The sequence below is a fragment of the Enterococcus sp. 9E7_DIV0242 genome, assembly GCF_002140975.2.
GTDB lineage: Bacteria > Bacillota > Bacilli > Lactobacillales > Enterococcaceae > Enterococcus_L > Enterococcus_L clewellii.
Genome location: NZ_CP147247.1, coordinates 554,172 through 571,660, shown reverse-complemented (window position 1 = coordinate 571,660; position 17,489 = coordinate 554,172). Strand labels below are relative to the sequence as shown.

The following is a 17,489-nucleotide window of genomic DNA, read 5'->3' as shown; positions in this document are numbered from 1 at the left end:
ACTTTGTATAGGGAAAAATAAATAGAAGTATTTACTTTAAAAACACTATCTAATCTCTCTTATGGATAGAGCTCTGAATAGTTCGATCATTTTAAGCTCTATTTAAGTTGACAGGAATAAAGTAATGCATGGGACGTGTTTGACCTTTCGAAAACCGCGAAAAGATTCTGACACGCCTTAGTTCCGACATGATTAGTTGGCTAGGAGGATATTATATGGATTTTATAAGACGGGCATTATTAAGTATGAAGGCAAAAAAGGGGAGGACATTGTTATTGAGTGCGGTATTTTCCGCTATTTTGATTTTTGTTCTGGCGGGTCTGACGATTCGCAGTGCGGCATTGTCTGCAACCGAAAACGCTAAGAAGAGTGTCGGTGCAACAGTTACATTAACGACCAATCGCCAAAACGGTATGGAGCGTTCTGAAGGTGAGGATGGAAGTGAGCGCCCAGATCCTGGTAGCTTCACTGTAACTCCTGTAAATTTGGAGGAAGCAGAAAAAATTGCTGCTTTAGATAATGTAAAAAGCTATTCGTTTATTTCATCATCTTCTGCGGGTGCAACAGATGACATTACCCCGATTTCCAGCTCAGATGATTCAGAGGATACAACGACTTCATCCACTACCGAGACGCAAAATGAAGGCATGATGGGTGGTGGTCCCGGAGGCGAAATGATGGGCGGTGGAGATGCAGGTGGTGGCGTTGCAATGCTGCAAAGTGATTTTCAGGTAACTGGAGTTATGGATTTATCCATGTATTCGGGATTTTCTGAAGGGACCTCAAGTATTGTTGAAGGAGAGGCTATTACAGCTGATGATGAAGGGACGAATAATGTGGTCATCGAGCAAACCCTTGCGGAGGCAAATGAGCTAAGTGTGGGAGATACCTTCACAGTTACGAGTCCTGATGATGAGGAGACTACATATGAAGTAACGATCAAAGGGATTTACGAAACCTCAGAGAGCAGTAGCAGTATGGGAATGATGTTCAACTTCTTGAATCCGGCAAATACGCTGTACAGCTCGTATACTTTTGCAAATACGCTAAAAGGCGATGATTCCGAGGGCACGATCGATTCAGCAAGTTATACATTGTCAGATCCTCAAAACATGGATCAATTTGTAGAGGAAGCAGAAGCATTGATCGATACAGAAACATTTAGCTTACAGACAAATGATCAAATGTATCAGCAAATGCTGCAACCACTGAATAACGTTGCTAGCTTCGCGACAAATATTGTGGTACTTGTCGCAGTAGCAGGTGTGATTATTTTGACCTTGATCGTTATGATGACAATTCGAGAAAGAAGATATGAAATTGGTGTGTTGCTTTCAATGGGGGAAGCGAGAGTGAAGGTAATCATGCAATTCTTCACAGAAATATTAGTTTGTATGCTTTTTGCGCTAGTTGTGGCATCCTTTAGCGGAAATATCGTTGGAAATGTTATTGGAGAACAATTACTTGAACAGCAAACAGAGTCAGCACAAACTGCAACAAATGGAAACAACGGTATGAATGAAGGCGGTCGAGGTAATTTTGGCAGTATCGGTGCCAGCTCCCAAGAAGCAGCACAAGAAATTGAAGAAATGGACATTACTGTCACTGCTGACCAAATCATCATGTTAGCGGGTGTGGGTATACTGATCAGCTTTGGTTCAATACTGTTATCATCAGTTGGAATCATTCGACTACAACCACGGAAAATACTGACAACCTAGAAGGAGAATGACTATGCTTGAAACAAAAAATGTTGGCTACTGGTATACCAACGAGCAGGATTATTTATATAAAGATATAGATTTAGCGTTTCATAAGGGAAAGATGTATGCAATTCTAGGTGCTAGCGGCTCTGGGAAAACGACGTTTCTTTCGCTAATATCCGGACTAGATGTACCCAAAACCGGAACAATTCAATACAATGGAGAATCGCTGAAAAATATTGGCTTAAGAAACTATCGTAGAAATGATGTATCGATTATTTTTCAGGCATACAATCTATTGCCATATATGTCCGCTTTGGATAATGTATTGACAGCAATGGCAATTTCGGGTTTGAAAAAAGAGGATAAGAAGGCTTACGCATTGGAGCAGTTGGCAACGGTTGGTATTGATGAAGCGTTAGCGAAAAAAAGTGTGACACAGCTTTCAGGTGGTCAGCAGCAACGGGTAGCGATTGTTCGAGCCCTTTGCTGTGACCATGAATTGATTGTTGCTGATGAACCAACAGGGAATCTGGATGAAAAGACATCAGAGGATATCGTCAAGCTGTTTCAAAAGGTTGCGCATGAGGAGCATAAATGTATCATCATCGTTACCCATGAACAGGATGTAGCAAATGCCTGTGATACAGTCTATGAGCTTAAAAACCATCAATTTACAGAAAAACAAAACAACCAAGAAGAAACCGCTTAGCCCTTGTTCAAAAAAACGCAAGAAAAAAGAAAGCATCAATTTCTTTTTTCTTGCGTTTTTAGTTGTTCATTTAATAGTTCTTGCATAAGCGAGGATTCTTCTGTTAAGCTTTCACCAATCGTTGTATCTTTCACTTTGATTCGCTCGACTTTTCGATCAATAATTTGTCTGCTTGATACGATATCATCACCATTGATGATTGCAGTATCTTTTTTTGTAAACGGCTTGTGTGCAGCCAAATGCATGCCATAAGAATTATAAATCAGTGTATAGCCGCCGATACCAGTTATTTTTTGATACGATTTTGAAAATCCGCCATCGATCACCAGCATTTTACCATTTGCTTTGACAGGTGTTTCTCCCTTTGTGACCTTGATTGGCGTATGCCCATTAATGATACAGCCGATGTCAGGATCTACTTGAAATTCCTTTAACAGCTCTTGGCAAATCACCTCTTGTTCACGCAACCGGTAATAAGGATTCTTCTCTTCAGTATGAAGCTCAGTCGCATCGATGAAATAGCGCTCGAAGGTTTTCATTGCTTTTTTACCAAACAAGGAAGAGCCTTCCCCACACCAAAGATACCAAATTATATCCGTCAGTTCTTCGATGGCGCTAGATCGATTCTCAAATGCAGATAGGACGCTGCGATCAAAGTAGTCCAACAATTTTTTCCCGGAATACGCATTTCCTTTAAAAGAAACAGTTTGAAACGCGCCATTTTCAGTCAGAGGAATACAGCCATGGATCAATAAATTTTGATTATTACTAAGGTAAAGTGTTCCTTTTTCCATCAAGAAGGACATATGTTTTTCCAGACGTTTGGATTGTTGAAATTGCTGAAGTAGATCGGTAACTATTCTTTCTTCCTCTTGCGTTAGAGTATATGGATCATGGCTATCGACCAATTGAAAACAGGAATTGATCAGCGGATAACACGTTTGCCCAATTGTAATAGTTCTGCCATCAATCTTATCTAGCAGTAACCGATCGTTCATTTTAAAATCCGGACGTCTGAGGATGATTTGTCCTTCTAATTTTTGTTGAATCACGGCTGTTGCCTGTTGAATCAGCATACTATCGATCTTTTCTTGTTTCGTTAAGCTATTGTACGGATTGCTTTTTGGCTTGAAGGCCAAATTATGGTCATAGTGTTTTCGGCTGAACTGCTTGAGGGGTTCAAGGTCTATGCCGTATGCATTTTCCAGCAAATCTAAATTCCCATAGCGTGCCGAGATTCTTAATACATTGGCCAGACAGGCTTGCGATCCACAGAAGGCACCAAGCCAGATGATATCATGATTTCCGAATTGAATGTCGACAGAATGATAATCGATCAGCTTGTCGATTATTTTATCTGGGTGAGGCCCTCTATCGTAGATATCACCAATGACATGTAGATGATCCACAATTAAACGTTGGGTCAGGAAGCATAAGGCAGAAACAAAAAATTCTGCCTCGTCTAAATCAATGATTTTTTCAATGATACGCTCATAGTACTCCTGTTTATCTGCTTCCTCATCGTAAGGGTAGATCAGTTCTTCTAAAATATAGGCATATTTTTCTGGTAAAGCTTTTCGAACCTTTGAACGTGTGTATTTACAGGAGCAAAAACGAACCAACGTGATGAGCTGATGGATCGTACGATACCAAAAGCTGAAAGTCAAGGGTTGTTCTTGCTTCAAAAGCTGAATTTTTTCTTTAGGATAGTAAATCAGAAAGCAAAGAGAATTGATGTCTTCCTCAGAAAGAACTTTTCCAAAGATCGAATGAACCTTTTCCTTGATACTCCCCGAGCCGTTTCGCAAAATGTGGTCGAAGGCCTCAAATTCACCATGAAGATCACTGACAAAGTGCTCTGTTCCTTTCGGCAGATTCAAAATGGCTTCTAGGTTGATGATCTCAGCAATCAACTCGTTTTTTGATAATTGTTTCAATTCTCTGCCTCCTCAGCGTTCTCTTGTCTTTGCACCGAATGAGATGCGCGTTATACTTCGGTCAAATTTTCGATAATAGAAGAAGTTTCTTCGATTGATTTTTTCTCAACATTGATCATGACGGAGTTGTACTTGTCAAATACTTGATTTGCGTAAGCAAGTTCTTCTTTGATTCTATCGCAGTTCGTATAAGCTGAATCCTCTTTCAAGCCCAATGAATGAAGGCGGGATTTACGGATATCTCTCAAACTTTCCATAGAAGTCGTTAGTCCGATGATTTTTTTCGGATCGATCATGTCCAGTTCTTTTGGAAGAGGAACTTCCGGGATCAAAGGAAGATTCGCTACTTTATGATTTCTATTGGCCATATACATGCTCAAAGGTGTTTTCGATGTTCTTGAAACACCAAGCAAAACATAATCAGCCTCAAGAAACCCTTTTGGATCTTTTCCGTCGTCATAACGAACAGCGAACTCAATTGCTGCCACACGATTGAAGTATTGTTCGTTCAATTTGTGCAAGGCACCAGGTTCTTGAAGAGGAGCGATGCCAAATGTAGATTCAATGATTTCACTGAGTGGGCTCATATAGTCAACAAACTGCAAGCCGGTCCTTGCAGCGAAAGCTCTGACTAAGGCTACCAGCTCTTTATTTACAAGAGTTGTTACAACGATTGCCTTGTCGTGTAAAGCATCTTTTAAAATAGGTTGGAGTACTTCTTCATCGGTAATGAAAGGAAAGCGCTGGATATCTCTCATATCAATATCAGGATATTGCGCAGAAACCGCTGAAATGATTTTTTGTGCAGTTTCTCCTACAGAATCGGACACTAAATAAATTTTTACATTTTTTTTCGTCATGATTATTAAACACTCCTAATAGTTTTCATTTTCTATATCTTTACCTGCAAGGATAAAGTATTCCATCAATTTGGTTTTGGTCAGCTTACCAATCACCTTGGTTGGATCGTTCTCATCAATAACCGGCAGTGTATCAACACTATGCAAGAGCAATAAATTTCCGGCCTCTAAAATAGTGTGTTCGCCCGTCACGGTTGTGATATTTGGCATTCTGGTCATGATGACCGCTACAGGTGTTTTTTCCGTATTTGGATTGCTGATTGCTGCGCGCAGCAGATCTTTTCGAGACAGCAGCCCAATCAGTTTTTCCTGATCATCCTTTACATAAAGGGAACCAACATCATACATGAATAGATTTGTAACGGCATCATAGATGGTTGTTGATTGCGGAATAAGAAGTGGTGGGATCATAATATCCTTCACCTTTTTTCTGTAGAGCTTCTCATAGAGCAACGGCTCAACTGTTTGACCTGTGTAAAAATAACCAACTTTCGGTCGTGCATCAAGTAGACCAGTCATAGTTAAAATAGCCAGATCACTGCGAAGCGTTGCTCTACTTAAACCAAGTGTTTTTGCAATCGATTCGCCACTGATCGGTTGATTTTCCTTCACGATTTTAATGATTTCCAGCTGTCTGGAAGTTAAGTTCATTACGCATACCCTACTCTCTTAATGTGACATACTATATATTATATATGTGGTCATATATAAATGCAAGTCAAAATAAAATGTATCATAAATGGGTTGACACGATATGTGTTACACTATATAATTCGTTTTAAATATAATGTGTTACACTATATAGGAGGACGATTATGACTTTTGTTTATGATTTTTCAGAGGGGACAAAGGAACAGACAGCATTACTAGGAGGTAAGGGTGCAAATCTAGCGGAGATGACCAGCTTGGGCTTACCCGTACCAAATGGATTTACCATAACAACAGAAGCGTGTATTGACTATTTGGCAAAAGAGGAAGAACTGGATACGGTATTAAAAAAAGAAATCCAGCTGCATATCAGCAACTTAGAGCAAAAGACCGAAAAAGGATTTGGCAATAAAAATAACCCACTATTGGTTTCTGTTCGAAGCGGCTCAAAGTTTTCAATGCCAGGCATGATGGATACGATTTTAAATTTGGGGTTGAATGATGAGACAGTAGAGGCTTTGGCGAGTAAAACATCGAATGGTCGTTTTGCTTATGACTGCTATCGACGTTTATTACAGATGTTTGGGGATGTTGTCTGTGGGATCGATAAAAATCGTTTTGAAGATCAGCTGACGTTTTATAAGAAGAAAAAGGGGTATCTGGAAGATACGGACATGACGATGGAAGACTGGCAATATCTTGTGGACGTCTATAAAGGAGTGTATCAAGAGGTTCTTCATCGACCATTTCCTCAAGACCCTATAGCGCAGCTTTTTCAAGCTGTAGAAGCAGTATTTCGCTCTTGGAATAACAAGCGAGCGAGGACCTATCGCCGTTTGCATCAAATCTCCGATGATTTAGGAACGGCCGTAAATATTCAAGAAATGGTTTTTGGTAATTCAGGTTTTGAAAGCGGAACCGGCGTTGCGTTTACGAGAAACCCAGCGACTGGAGAAAGAGGTATTTTCGGTGAATTTCTACTCAATGCACAGGGGGAGGATGTCGTTGCGGGCATTCGAACGCCTCAACCAATTGAAGGACTGAAGCAAACAATGCCAGATCTTTATAAGGAGTTTGAAGGGATCGGAAAACGATTAGAAGCTCACTACAAGGACATGCAGGATATTGAATTTACCATCGAAGACCAGAAGCTATATATTCTTCAAACAAGAAATGGTAAAAGAACCGCCAAGGCTTCGTTCAATATAGCTATCAATTTAGTAGAAGAAGGCGTGCTGACGAAGGCAGAGGCCTTACAACGAATCACGCCGTTGATGATCACTCAACTACTTCATCCAGTATTTGATCCAAAGGAACTGGACGCGGCACAAGTAATCGCTAAAGGGCTTCCGGCCAGTCCGGGGGCTGCGAGTGGGAACGTCTATTTCACTGCCGAGAGTGCAAAAGCTGCGACGTTAAGAGGAGAGAAGGTTATTTTGGTTCGGCAAGAAACGTCTCCTGAGGATATTGAAGGGATGGTAGTCAGCGAAGGCATTGTCACTTCAAGAGGAGGGATGACTTCTCATGCGGCAGTAGTGGCACGAGGCATGGGTGTCTGCTGTGTTGCAGGCTGCGAGGCATTACAAGTGGACGAGTTTCTAGAGCAAATCATTTGTGGTGAGCACGTATTTAAAGCAGGAGATACACTCTCTGTAGATGGAACAACAGGAACCATTTACAGTGGCGTGATTGCGATGAAGCAAGGAAATGAACAGGAGCTGCTGCAAAAGATTCTCGGTTGGGCGAAAGAAATCAATCAGTTAAAGGTGTATGCTAATGCAGAAACGCCGGAAGATATCAAGACTGCTTTAGTTCTGGGAGCTGACGGTATCGGGCTGGCAAGGACTGAGCATATGTTTTTTGGCGAAGATCGCATCAGTGAGATGAGAAAGATGATTCTTGCCAGAGACCAACGAGGCTTAAAAGCGCCATTGGAAAAATTAAAGCAGTATCAAAAACAGGATTTTAGGAAAATCTTTCAATTAATGGAAGGGCGTCCGTGTACGGTTCGTCTGTTGGACCCACCGCTACATGAATTCCTTCCAAGGACTGGAAAGGAAATCGAAGAGTTGGCTGCTGCATCCGACCGAACACCTGCCCAGATTCGCAAACGAATGAATGAGTTAGAAGAACAGAATCCGATGCTTGGTCATCGTGGCTGTCGTTTAGCTGTTTCGATCCCTGAAATCTATGAGATGCAAGTACGAGCCATAATTGAAACAGCGGTAGTAGTGAATCAAGAAAATAAGTTTGAAACCGTTCCGGAAATCATGATTCCACTGATTAGCACAGAAGAGGAGATGGCGCTGCTTAGAAATCATTTAGATAAAGTCATCCAAGAGGTGTTAGATGGGACACAGCTTGAGTATAAGATCGGTACCATGATCGAAACACCTAGAGCTTGTCTGCTCGCGGATCGCATCGCACAGCACGCAGACTTTTTCAGTTTTGGAACGAATGATCTGACTCAGCTGACCTTTGGTTTCTCACGAGATGATTCCGGGAAATTTTTAGGTGAATATGTGGATAAAAAGTTATTGAAGGATGATCCATTCCAACACTTAGATGAAGAGGGGGTTGGACAATTGATCAAGCTGGCAGTGACGAATATTCAAAAGACAGCGAAGCAGGCGAAAATCGGTATTTGCGGAGAAGTCGGTGGCGATCCCCAATCTATTCGTTTTCTCCAACAATTGCCAATCGACTATGTTTCGTGCTCACCGTACCGCATTCCTGCGGCTCTACTGACGATCGCTCAGGGAACGAAGCAATGAAAGACCGGGTAGTAAAATGAATCAATAATTGTTTTAAAAAAGATAAATTCGGTTATAAATACTAACCAAACCTTCTCGAGTGATAAAGTAAGAAGTTGGATATAAAGTAATTTCTAGAGGCTCCTACAAGATGCAATGGGTGGTTTTCACGAGCAGCTATACTTACAGCTAAATGAAAAAACAAATAGGAAGTTCTTCATTTTTATGTTATTATCATTGATAACGAAAATGAAGAAGGTGAAAAAATGTCGTTATTATTTGGTACAGCAAGAGTCAATGAAAATGACCATTTGGAGATCGGTGGTTGTGATACAACAGAGCTTGCTGAAAAGTATGGAACACCACTGTTTATTTATGATGTCGCACATATTCGGGAGCAAGCTAGAGGATTCAAGCAGACACTTGATGAGCTTGGAGTAAAGAATAAGGTCGTTTACGCTAGTAAAGCATTCGGCTGTTTGGCGATGTATAAGCTGTTAGAGGAAGAGAACCTAGGCTGTGATGTCGTTTCGGGCGGTGAGCTATATACTGCACTAAAAGGTGGGATGTCACCTGCTAATATTGAATTTCACGGGAATAACAAATTGAAATCAGAACTTGAGTTAGCCTTGGACAGCCAGATCGGGACCATTATTGTGGATAATTTTTATGAGCTTGAGCTTTTAAAAGAGCTGACGGCGGCGAGGGATATTGAGCAGGCGGTCATGCTTCGGGTAACGCCTGGGATCAATGCTGAGACGCACGATTATATTCTGACCGGTCAGGTTGATTCCAAATTTGGTTTTGATGTAGCCAGTGGTCAGGCAACGAAAGCAATGGAAATCGTAACAGCGTCTAAAGGATTAAACTTGCAAGGCATTCACTGCCATATTGGATCTCAGATTTTTTCATCTGAAGGATTTTTGGTTGCCGTTGAACGGATGATTGGCATCTTGAAGGAATGGAAGGAAACCCATGAATATGTCGCACAGATATTAAATATGGGCGGCGGCTTTGGGATAAAATATACGGAAAATGATTCGCCGCTTGAACCGAAGAAATTCGTACAGGCGATTGTTGAGGCAGTGAAGGGACAATGTTCATTGAACGATTATCCATTGCCTGAAATATGGATTGAACCAGGCCGCAGTATTGTTGCTGAAGCCGGCACTACGCTCTATACTGTGGGGGCACAAAAGGTCATTCCGGAGGTTCGTCATTATGTTGCTGTAGATGGTGGGATGGGCGACAATATTCGTCCTGCTTTATACAGTGCGGAATACACAGGCTTACTCGCAAATCGAATCAGTGAAGAGAACAAGGATCGGGTTGCAGTTGTTGGGAAATACTGTGAGTCTGGCGATATTCTGATAAAGGATATTGAATTGCCCGAACTAGTCTCAGGTGATTTGTTTGCTATGACAAGTACGGGTGCATATGGCTACTCTATGGCAAGTAATTATAATCGGAATCCAAGATCGGCAGTTGTTTTTGTTGAAGCCGGGCAAGATAAGCTGGTCATTCGAAGAGAAACGTATGACGATTTGATATCATTAGACTGTGACTGATCTTTTATCGAAAATAAGTGAAACAACGTACATTACCTCACTCAGTGAGGGAGGTAATGTACGTTGTTTTTTTGTGAATAAATTTCTATGAGATTGAAATTTATAGTTGGAAAAACGATTTCTTTCTGGTATTCTATTAGTAAAATTTTAGTAAAATAGTTAAGCTAGAGAAAAAGATGAATGGATAGGTAAGTAAAAGAAAAGGATGTGTGTGATTTATGATCGGTACACAAAAATTGAAGCAAGAGATTAAACAAGCGGCACAAGAGTATTTGTTGGAACAACAGGTGGTTTCGCTTCCTGTTTCAGGTTACGAGGACTATTTAAAATCTGGGGATCGACTGACCTTTGAACAGGCTTATTTTAGTCGGAGACGTCAGCTTGCAGTCATGGCTTTAGCGGTTTATTGTGAAGAGTGTTCTGCAGAAACGCTACAGCTTTTAGAGCAAATCATTTGGGAAATATGTAATGAGTACACGTGGGCATTACCCGCCCATTTGTCGATTGAAAATGGTGCTTTTGATGAGACTGCAACGACTTGTATTGATCTTTTTGCTGCAGAAACAGGGCAGACCTTGTCTGAAATTATCTCGCTGGTTGGCTCGCAATTGTCCCCGTTTGTTATTCAACGTGTACAAACAGAAATAGAAAAAAGAATCGTTCATCCTTTTGAGGCTCAGAAGTGGGCATGGGAAGAGAAAGAGAATAATTGGAGTGCAGTGATTGCCGGTTGCATCGGAATGACAGCGCTATCTATGATGCCCCTTGAAAGTGTACGTCTACAAAAGATTGTTAAGCGATTGAATGTATCGATGGAAAGCTATTTAAGAGGGTTTGGTGAAGATGGCGTTTGTGTTGAAGGCGTTGATTATTGGGGCTATGGTTTTGGCTATTTCATTTATTACGCCGAGCGGCTGGCAGTGCTTCTAAACGATGAGTATTATTTAAAGCTTCCTAAAGTGAAAGCCATTGCTACGTTCCCAGCTTTTATGAGCATCAATGAGCAAGACTATGTCTCGTTTTCTGATTATGCTAAACCAGAGCTGCCGAGTGGCTTGTTGAGCTTCTGCAGTGAGTGTTTTGATGTAGCAACACCCAGAGTTCAAGAAGCGAACGGTCTTGAGTTCGATCACTGCTATCGATTTGCTCCGCTCTTGCGAAATTTGCAATGGACGAAAGAAATCACATCTGCTGAACAAGAAAGATCTGTTACTCATTACTTTCCGGATGCACAATGGCTGGTTGTCAGAGAAGAGGAATCTCGCTTTTTCTTTGCGGCAAAAGGCGGAACGAATGAGGAAAGCCATAACCATATAGATGTAGGGCATTTCATTTTTGGTGATCAGAAAACGTTGTTTCTGACAGATCTTGGCGCAGGTGAATATACACGGGATTATTTTTCAGAAGAAAAGCGTTACAGTTATTTTCCAACCGCTGCTGCAAGTCACCATCTTCCAATCATTAATGGCAAGGAACAGCAACCAGGAGCAGTTGGTGCTAAACACGTACGTCTGAATCAACACCAAGAAAGAATGGTTCTGGAAATGACCTTACAGGACACATATAGTGAAAATGAAGAATTGACAAATTTTGAACGTTCTTTTGAAATCGACAGGTATCAAAAAACGGTGAGACTAAGTGACCGCTTTAGCTTTGAAACAGAAAAAAATCGTGTGATTGAAAACTTTGTTACTGCTGAGACACCGCTTGTGAGGGGAACACAGGTCATTTTGGAAAGTGAAGAGCAGCAATGTCTGCTCGAACTGGGAACTACGGATATCCAAGTGCTGAAAAAAGAATACAACGATCATGATGGCAAGGAACAGCTTGTCTATCAAATTCAGGCAGGTTACACCTTAGAACGAGAAGGAGAAATCAGCATAACCCTAAGCTTGAATGAATAACGAAGGTGGGGGACCTATTATTTTTTTAGATATAGAGCAACCTATTTAGACGATTGTAGTCAAATCTTGTGGTAAAAGTTCAATGGCTAGTAAAAGAAATAGAAGAGGATCAAAAGAAGAGGAGCAAAGACATGCATACATTTGAAAGTCGGGATGAATTTTATTATGATGATCAACCCTATAAGGTAATTTCAGGTGCCATCCATTATTTTCGTGTTGTACCGGAGTATTGGCAGGATCGCTTGGAAAAATTGAAAGCATTAGGCTGTAATACAGTTGAGACGTATGTTCCTTGGAATCTACATGAGCCGCAGGAAAGTCAATTTTGTTTTGATGGGAGATTAAATCTTCGTCGATTCATCGAGCTGGCGGCCGCTCTTGAATTAAAAGTCATTTTAAGACCAGCGCCTTATATTTGCGCTGAATGGGAGTTTGGTGGTCTGCCTTATTGGCTGATGAATGATCCGGAAGTCAAGGTCCGTTTTGATAATTCTGCATTCATGAAAAAAATTGAACGCTATTATCATCGGCTGTTACCGGAAATTGTTGATCTTCAGATCACCAACGGAGGACCGATTATCTTAGTTCAAGTTGAAAACGAGTATGGCGGTTATGCCAACGATAAGGAATACCTAAAGAAATCAGCAAAAATGATGCGTCAACTGGGAATTACGGTACCATTAGTTACTTCCGATGGTCCGTGGGGAGACATGTTGGAAAATGGATCGATTCCTGAGTATGCCTTACCGACAATCAATTGCGGCTCTAAGGTTACGGAGCATTTGCAACATCTGCGTGCGTTCCACGAAAGAAAACGACCACTGATGGTTATGGAATTTTGGATTGGCTGGTTTGATGCGTGGGGAGATGCTGCACACCATGTGACAGATAGCGATGAAGCAACCAAAGAATTGGATGCAATTCTTGCTCAAGGTTCTGTCAATATTTATATGTTTCACGGAGGAACAAACTTTGGTTTTACGAATGGTGCGAATTACTATGAACAGCTAGCACCAGATGTTACAAGCTATGACTATGATGCATTGTTGACAGAATGGGGAGATATTACAGAGAAATTTTGGAAATTCCAACAGGTGATCGGGAAGTATACTGAAATCCCTAAAATCGAGTATTCAACAAAAATCACGAAAAAGAATTATGGCGTTATTGAGGTAGCTGAACGCACGGCGTTATTTGCTAATCTTGATTTGCTGTCAGCTAAAGTTGCCACAAATTATCCTGTAGCAATGGAAAAGTTGGATCAGGCTTTTGGCTATATCTTTTATCGAAGTCGAATGGGTCGTGCGCGCCAAATAGAGGACTTTCGTTTGATCGGCTGTATGGATCGAGCTCAGATTTTCTTGAATGATCAGCCGCTGGCAACGCAATACGATTTAGAGCTTGGAAAGAAGATTATGTTTGAATTGACAGCAGAAGAAACTGAGCTGGGGATATTGGTTGAGAACATGGGACGTGTGAATTATTCTGTAAAAATGATGCATCAAGAGAAGGGCATTACGGATGGGGTCATTATTAATGGTGCTTTCCAAACGCAATGGGATATTTATAGTTTACCTATGGAGGACTTGACTACACTTGATTTTTCAAGGGAATGGCAAGAGAACCAGCCGGCATTTCATCAGTTTCACTTCTCAGCTACGGAGCTTGGAGACACCTTTGTCGATATGACGGGGTGGGGAAAAGGGTTTGTAATGGTCAATGGCAATAATATTGGCCGTTTTTGGGAGCGTGGACCACAGAAGCGGCTGTATATTCCCGCACCTTTCTTGAGAAAAGGGGAGAATGAGATCATCGTTTTCGAATCAGAGGGAAAGTGGAACGAAGCGATTACCTTGACTGATTGTCCGGATTTAGGAAACTCAGAACAGATTTGATGAAAAATAAACGTCTCCTACTCAAAGCGACCAGCCTTGCTTTGAGTAGGAGACGTTTAGCTATTATCTAGGTGGAGCGGTAGATTCTCGAATAATCAACTCTGTACTTAGAAAGATCCTGCGAGAAACGCCGGGGTTCTCCAAGCGTTCGTGCAGAGTCATCACACCGGTTTCACCCATTTCCTCAGTAAACGCATGGACGGTAGAAAGAGGCGGGGAAACATAACGAGAGATCGACAAATCATTGATACCCATCACACTGACTTCCTCAGGAACTTTGATTTTATGAGCGGTCAAGGTATGAATCACCCCTATGGCAAATGCATCATTGGCTGCCAAGATTGCTGTTGGCAAATCCTTTTTCCACTCCTTCAGTGCTTGTTCGGTCATATTTTCACCTGTTTTTACATCTAAACGACTGTTTTCCTTCAAAATAAAGTACTCTTCTTTAAAAAAGTGTTGGCTAGTCATCATGTCTAAATACATATTTGTTGTTGGTGTTTTATAGCGACGATAGCCATGTAGGTTTTGACTTTCTTCTGCCCCGATGAATGCAATTTTTTCATGTCCAAGCTCAAATAAATGCGTGAGAGCCAGCTCTGTTGCTTGTCCAAAATCTGTGTTGACAGAATCATAATCCTCCAATGGAAAATTACTTCCAATCACGCACAAGTTAGGGTGCAGCTGTTGTAATTGTTGCAACGTTTCTTGCGTAAATTTTCCTATAGCAAGCAAACCGTCAACGGCTTTAATGGATTGCTCGTCGATTTGAGAAAGCTTAATGATGTCGTAGCCAAGCTCCGCTGCTCGTTTTTCTACACCAAAGCGAATAGACATGTAATAGATGTCTTCCAGTTCCTCATCATCAGTACGCCATTGGATGATGCCGATGGAACGTTCATTCTTCTTTTCCGCCAGCTCAGCTTCAGCATATTGACTGTTGCGTTTTTTATTTTTTGCTTTGTATTTTGTATAGTTCAAATTTTCTGCCGTTTCAAAAATTTTCCGTTTTGTTTCTTCCGTAACAGAAAGAGTGGTGTCATAGTTTAATACACGAGAAACGGTAGAAATAGAAACATTAGCTGCCTGTGCAATATCTGTAATTGTAGCCATAGTCATACCTCCTCTTAAAATAATTTTTCTCTATACCCTAGTATATTTCTTTTTAGTAAAAAAAATCAAGTCTTAAAAAAAGTTTTTACTAAAAAAGCTTGATTGTTTTTCTAAAAAATAGTAAAATTTTCCTAAAGAAAGCGTTTTACATGAAGAGAGGGGGATTTATGAGAAGAAAATGGAGATATATACTTTTACCGTTTGTCTTGTTCACTCTAGTTTCCGGTTGCTCTTCCAATAAGCAGGAAACAAAAAAGCAAGCGTCCTTTAGTAATGAAGCAGTAGAAAAATTGAAAGAGAAAGCCGCGCAATACTCTGAGCAAGAATTTCAAGAGGGAGAAGTTCCTTTGAATACATTCGTCCAGATTAGCGGAACAATCCTTAAAAGTGACAGTGGCGAGCAACAGTTGAAAAAAGGGGACCGCTTTATTTTGAGTAATGGAGACAGCCAGTATCAAGTGTTTAATGAGCAGGAAAATTCATTTGAGGTAGGTGAGGATGTCACTGTTTATGGGGAGTATTATGGGTTTCTTAAAGGCATTTTGATTGAAAAGGATGGGAACAGAAATGTTGAATGAGCGAATCAAGACAAATTCATTTGAAACAAAGGAAGAGGTGAGTCAGGGATTTCAGGATTTATTGGAACCAGTCATTCCCTTTTTTAAAAAGAGTGACAGCGGGCACTTGAAATTGGGGAGCCATGGGACGGTATATACAGAATCAAGGCGGGAAGTCGAAGCATTTCTTAGACCTTTATGGGGATTGGGACCATATCTTACGGAACAAGAATCACCAATGCTTGAGACTTATTTAGAAGGGATCAAAGTAGGGACAAATCCTGAACATGCTGCTTATTGGGGAGACGTGACCAATTTCGATCAGCTAATAGTTGAGATGGCTTCACTTAGTACCTTTCTACTTTTAAATAAGGAGAAAACCTGGGACAGGCTGGATAAAAAGGAACAAACGAATCTACATCGTTGGCTGATTCAGGCTAATGAACATACCATTCCTAAAAATAACTGGCATTTCTTTCGTATTTTAGTCAATGTTGCCATGAAAAAATGTCATATGCCGTATTCTCAAGAAATAATCGATCAGGACTTGGCAATCATAGATACTTTTTACGTCGGAAAAGGGTGGTACTTTGACGGAGTTGAGACACAGGTCGATTACTATATTTCATTTGCTATCCATTACTATAGTCTGCTTTATTGTAAATTTATGGCAGAAGAAGACCCAAAACGAGTGAAGAAAATGAAGGAGCGAGCAATAGAATTTGCCCAAAGCTTCAAGTATTGGTTTGATAGCACAGGTGAAGCGATTCCTTTTGGTCGTAGCCTGACATACCGCTTTGCGCAAGTGTCCTTTTTCAGTGCATTGGTTTTTGCAGAGGTAGAGGCATTGCCATGGGGAGAAATAAAAGGCTTGATCAGTCGACACATGAGAGCATGGATGAATCATGAAATTTTTACAACGGATGGCTTGCTTTCGGTGGGGTATCATTACCAAAACTTGACCTTTGCAGAGGGCTATAACGCACCGGGCTCTCCCTACTGGTCGTTTAAAACATTCATACTGCTGGCTGTTCCTAAAGATCATCCCTACTGGGAAGCAGAAGCCTTACCCCTTCACATCCAGACGAATCCATTGAGCTTACCGGAAAGTCGGAATTTCTATCAATACAATGAAAATAGAGCGCATTTACAGGTGTTTCCTGCAGGGCAGTTTCTTCATTTTCAAAATCATGCGAGTGCCAAATACAGCAAATTTGTTTACTCTTCACGTTTTGGATTTAGTGTACCAAAGAGCAATTATCTCTATTATGAAGGAGCTTTTGACAGCTGTCTGGCATTGGCAGAAAATGATTGCTATTTTCGAAGTAAAGATCAGGACATTGCCTATGAAATATTAGAGGATCGGGTGATTCATCAGTGGCAGCCATGGGCAGATGTAGCAATAAAAAGTACGATTATTCCATTGGAAAACTGTCATGTTCGCATCCATGAGATCAATAGCGGGCGTTCATTGAACGTTTATGAAGGCGGATTCAGTCTACCGCTTGATGAGACGGTCGTGCCAGCGATTGATGGCCAACGTGCTTCGTACGAAACGCCTAATGGACTTTCGAGCGTTATAGGTATTTTGGGGTTTGAGCAGGCGGATATCGTGCGAACAGAACCCAATACCAATTTGTTTTATCCGGTGACCATGCTTCCTCATCTAAAAGGATATGTAAAAGAAGGACAACAGGTATTGATTTCAATTATCAGTGGTAGATTGGTTGATGAAGTATTGGAGGAACCAAGTATTGTTGTAGAAGAAAAACAGATCATCATTACACAGGCGGAGAAAAAGAAAGCTGTTGTGTTAGATCACTAGGAGGAAAATATGGA

Annotated in this window: 12 protein-coding genes; 8 read left to right on the top strand and 4 right to left on the bottom strand. The window is 41.0% G+C overall.

Annotated elements, in window-relative coordinates; all coding sequences use genetic code 11:
• Positions 1 to 215: 215 nt before the first annotated feature.
• Positions 216 to 1,721, top strand: a complete 1,506-nt coding sequence (locus A5888_RS02775; RefSeq protein WP_086347724.1) for an ABC transporter permease — start codon at positions 216 to 218, stop codon at positions 1,719 to 1,721.
• A 13-nt stretch (positions 1,722 to 1,734) separates the two neighbouring features.
• A complete protein-coding gene (locus A5888_RS02770; RefSeq protein ID WP_422389732.1) occupies positions 1,735 to 2,415 on the top strand; it encodes an ABC transporter ATP-binding protein in 681 nt (226 codons plus the stop codon).
• A 35-nt stretch (positions 2,416 to 2,450) separates the two neighbouring features.
• On the opposite strand, the gene A5888_RS02765 is transcribed toward A5888_RS02770, so the two are convergent.
• Genes A5888_RS02765 through A5888_RS02755 form a run of 3 tightly spaced genes read right to left on the bottom strand, consistent with a single transcriptional unit; the run spans position 2,451 to position 5,863 of the window.
• Positions 2,451 to 4,352 carry a fructose-1,6-bisphosphatase gene (locus A5888_RS02765; RefSeq protein ID WP_086347722.1) on the bottom strand — a complete coding sequence of 634 codons (1,902 nt, stop codon included), beginning with the start codon at positions 4,350 to 4,352 and terminating at the stop codon, positions 2,451 to 2,453.
• Positions 4,353 to 4,402: 50 nt separating this feature from the next.
• Positions 4,403 to 5,212: a pyruvate, water dikinase regulatory protein gene (locus tag A5888_RS02760; RefSeq protein ID WP_339101898.1), complete on the bottom strand. Its 810-nt coding sequence runs from the start codon at positions 5,210 to 5,212 to the stop codon at positions 4,403 to 4,405.
• A gap of 15 nt (positions 5,213 to 5,227) precedes the next feature.
• On the bottom strand, positions 5,228 to 5,863 hold the full coding sequence (locus A5888_RS02755; RefSeq protein WP_086347720.1) for a helix-turn-helix transcriptional regulator: 636 nt from the start codon (positions 5,861 to 5,863) through the stop codon (positions 5,228 to 5,230).
• Between the two features lie 164 nt (positions 5,864 to 6,027).
• On the opposite strand from A5888_RS02755, the gene ppdK reads away from it, so the two are divergent.
• The 4 genes from ppdK (at position 6,028) to A5888_RS02735 (ending at position 13,980) form a co-directional block, all read left to right on the top strand.
• Positions 6,028 to 8,634, top strand: coding sequence for a pyruvate, phosphate dikinase (gene ppdK / locus A5888_RS02750; protein WP_086347719.1), 2,607 nt, complete (start codon positions 6,028 to 6,030; stop codon positions 8,632 to 8,634).
• A 245-nt stretch (positions 8,635 to 8,879) separates the two neighbouring features.
• Entirely contained in the window at positions 8,880 to 10,181 is a 1,302-nt protein-coding gene (gene lysA / locus A5888_RS02745; RefSeq protein WP_086348334.1) for a diaminopimelate decarboxylase, read from the top strand.
• A gap of 218 nt (positions 10,182 to 10,399) precedes the next feature.
• Complete coding sequence (locus tag A5888_RS02740; RefSeq protein WP_086347718.1) at positions 10,400 to 12,085, top strand: heparinase II/III domain-containing protein; 1,686 nt, start codon at positions 10,400 to 10,402, stop codon at positions 12,083 to 12,085.
• Between the two features lie 131 nt (positions 12,086 to 12,216).
• Positions 12,217 to 13,980: a glycoside hydrolase family 35 protein gene (locus A5888_RS02735; protein ID WP_086347717.1), complete on the top strand. Its 1,764-nt coding sequence runs from the start codon at positions 12,217 to 12,219 to the stop codon at positions 13,978 to 13,980.
• 63 nt (positions 13,981 to 14,043) lie between these two features.
• Here the strand turns inward: A5888_RS02735 and A5888_RS02730 are convergent, their stop codons facing one another.
• Positions 14,044 to 15,093, bottom strand: coding sequence for a LacI family DNA-binding transcriptional regulator (locus A5888_RS02730; RefSeq protein ID WP_086347716.1), 1,050 nt, complete (start codon positions 15,091 to 15,093; stop codon positions 14,044 to 14,046).
• A gap of 167 nt (positions 15,094 to 15,260) precedes the next feature.
• Between A5888_RS02730 and A5888_RS02725 the strand changes: the two genes are divergently transcribed.
• Together A5888_RS02725 and A5888_RS02720 are read left to right on the top strand one after the other, a co-directional pair.
• Positions 15,261 to 15,671, top strand: a complete 411-nt coding sequence (locus tag A5888_RS02725; RefSeq protein ID WP_086347715.1) for a hypothetical protein — start codon at positions 15,261 to 15,263, stop codon at positions 15,669 to 15,671.
• The gene (locus tag A5888_RS02720; protein WP_086347714.1) at positions 15,661 to 17,475 is read left to right on the top strand and encodes a DUF2264 domain-containing protein; all 1,815 of its coding nucleotides are present in this window, start codon (positions 15,661 to 15,663) and stop codon (positions 17,473 to 17,475) included. Before A5888_RS02725 ends, A5888_RS02720 begins: the two co-directional genes overlap by 11 nt.
• The last annotated feature ends 14 nt before the right edge of the window (positions 17,476 to 17,489 follow it).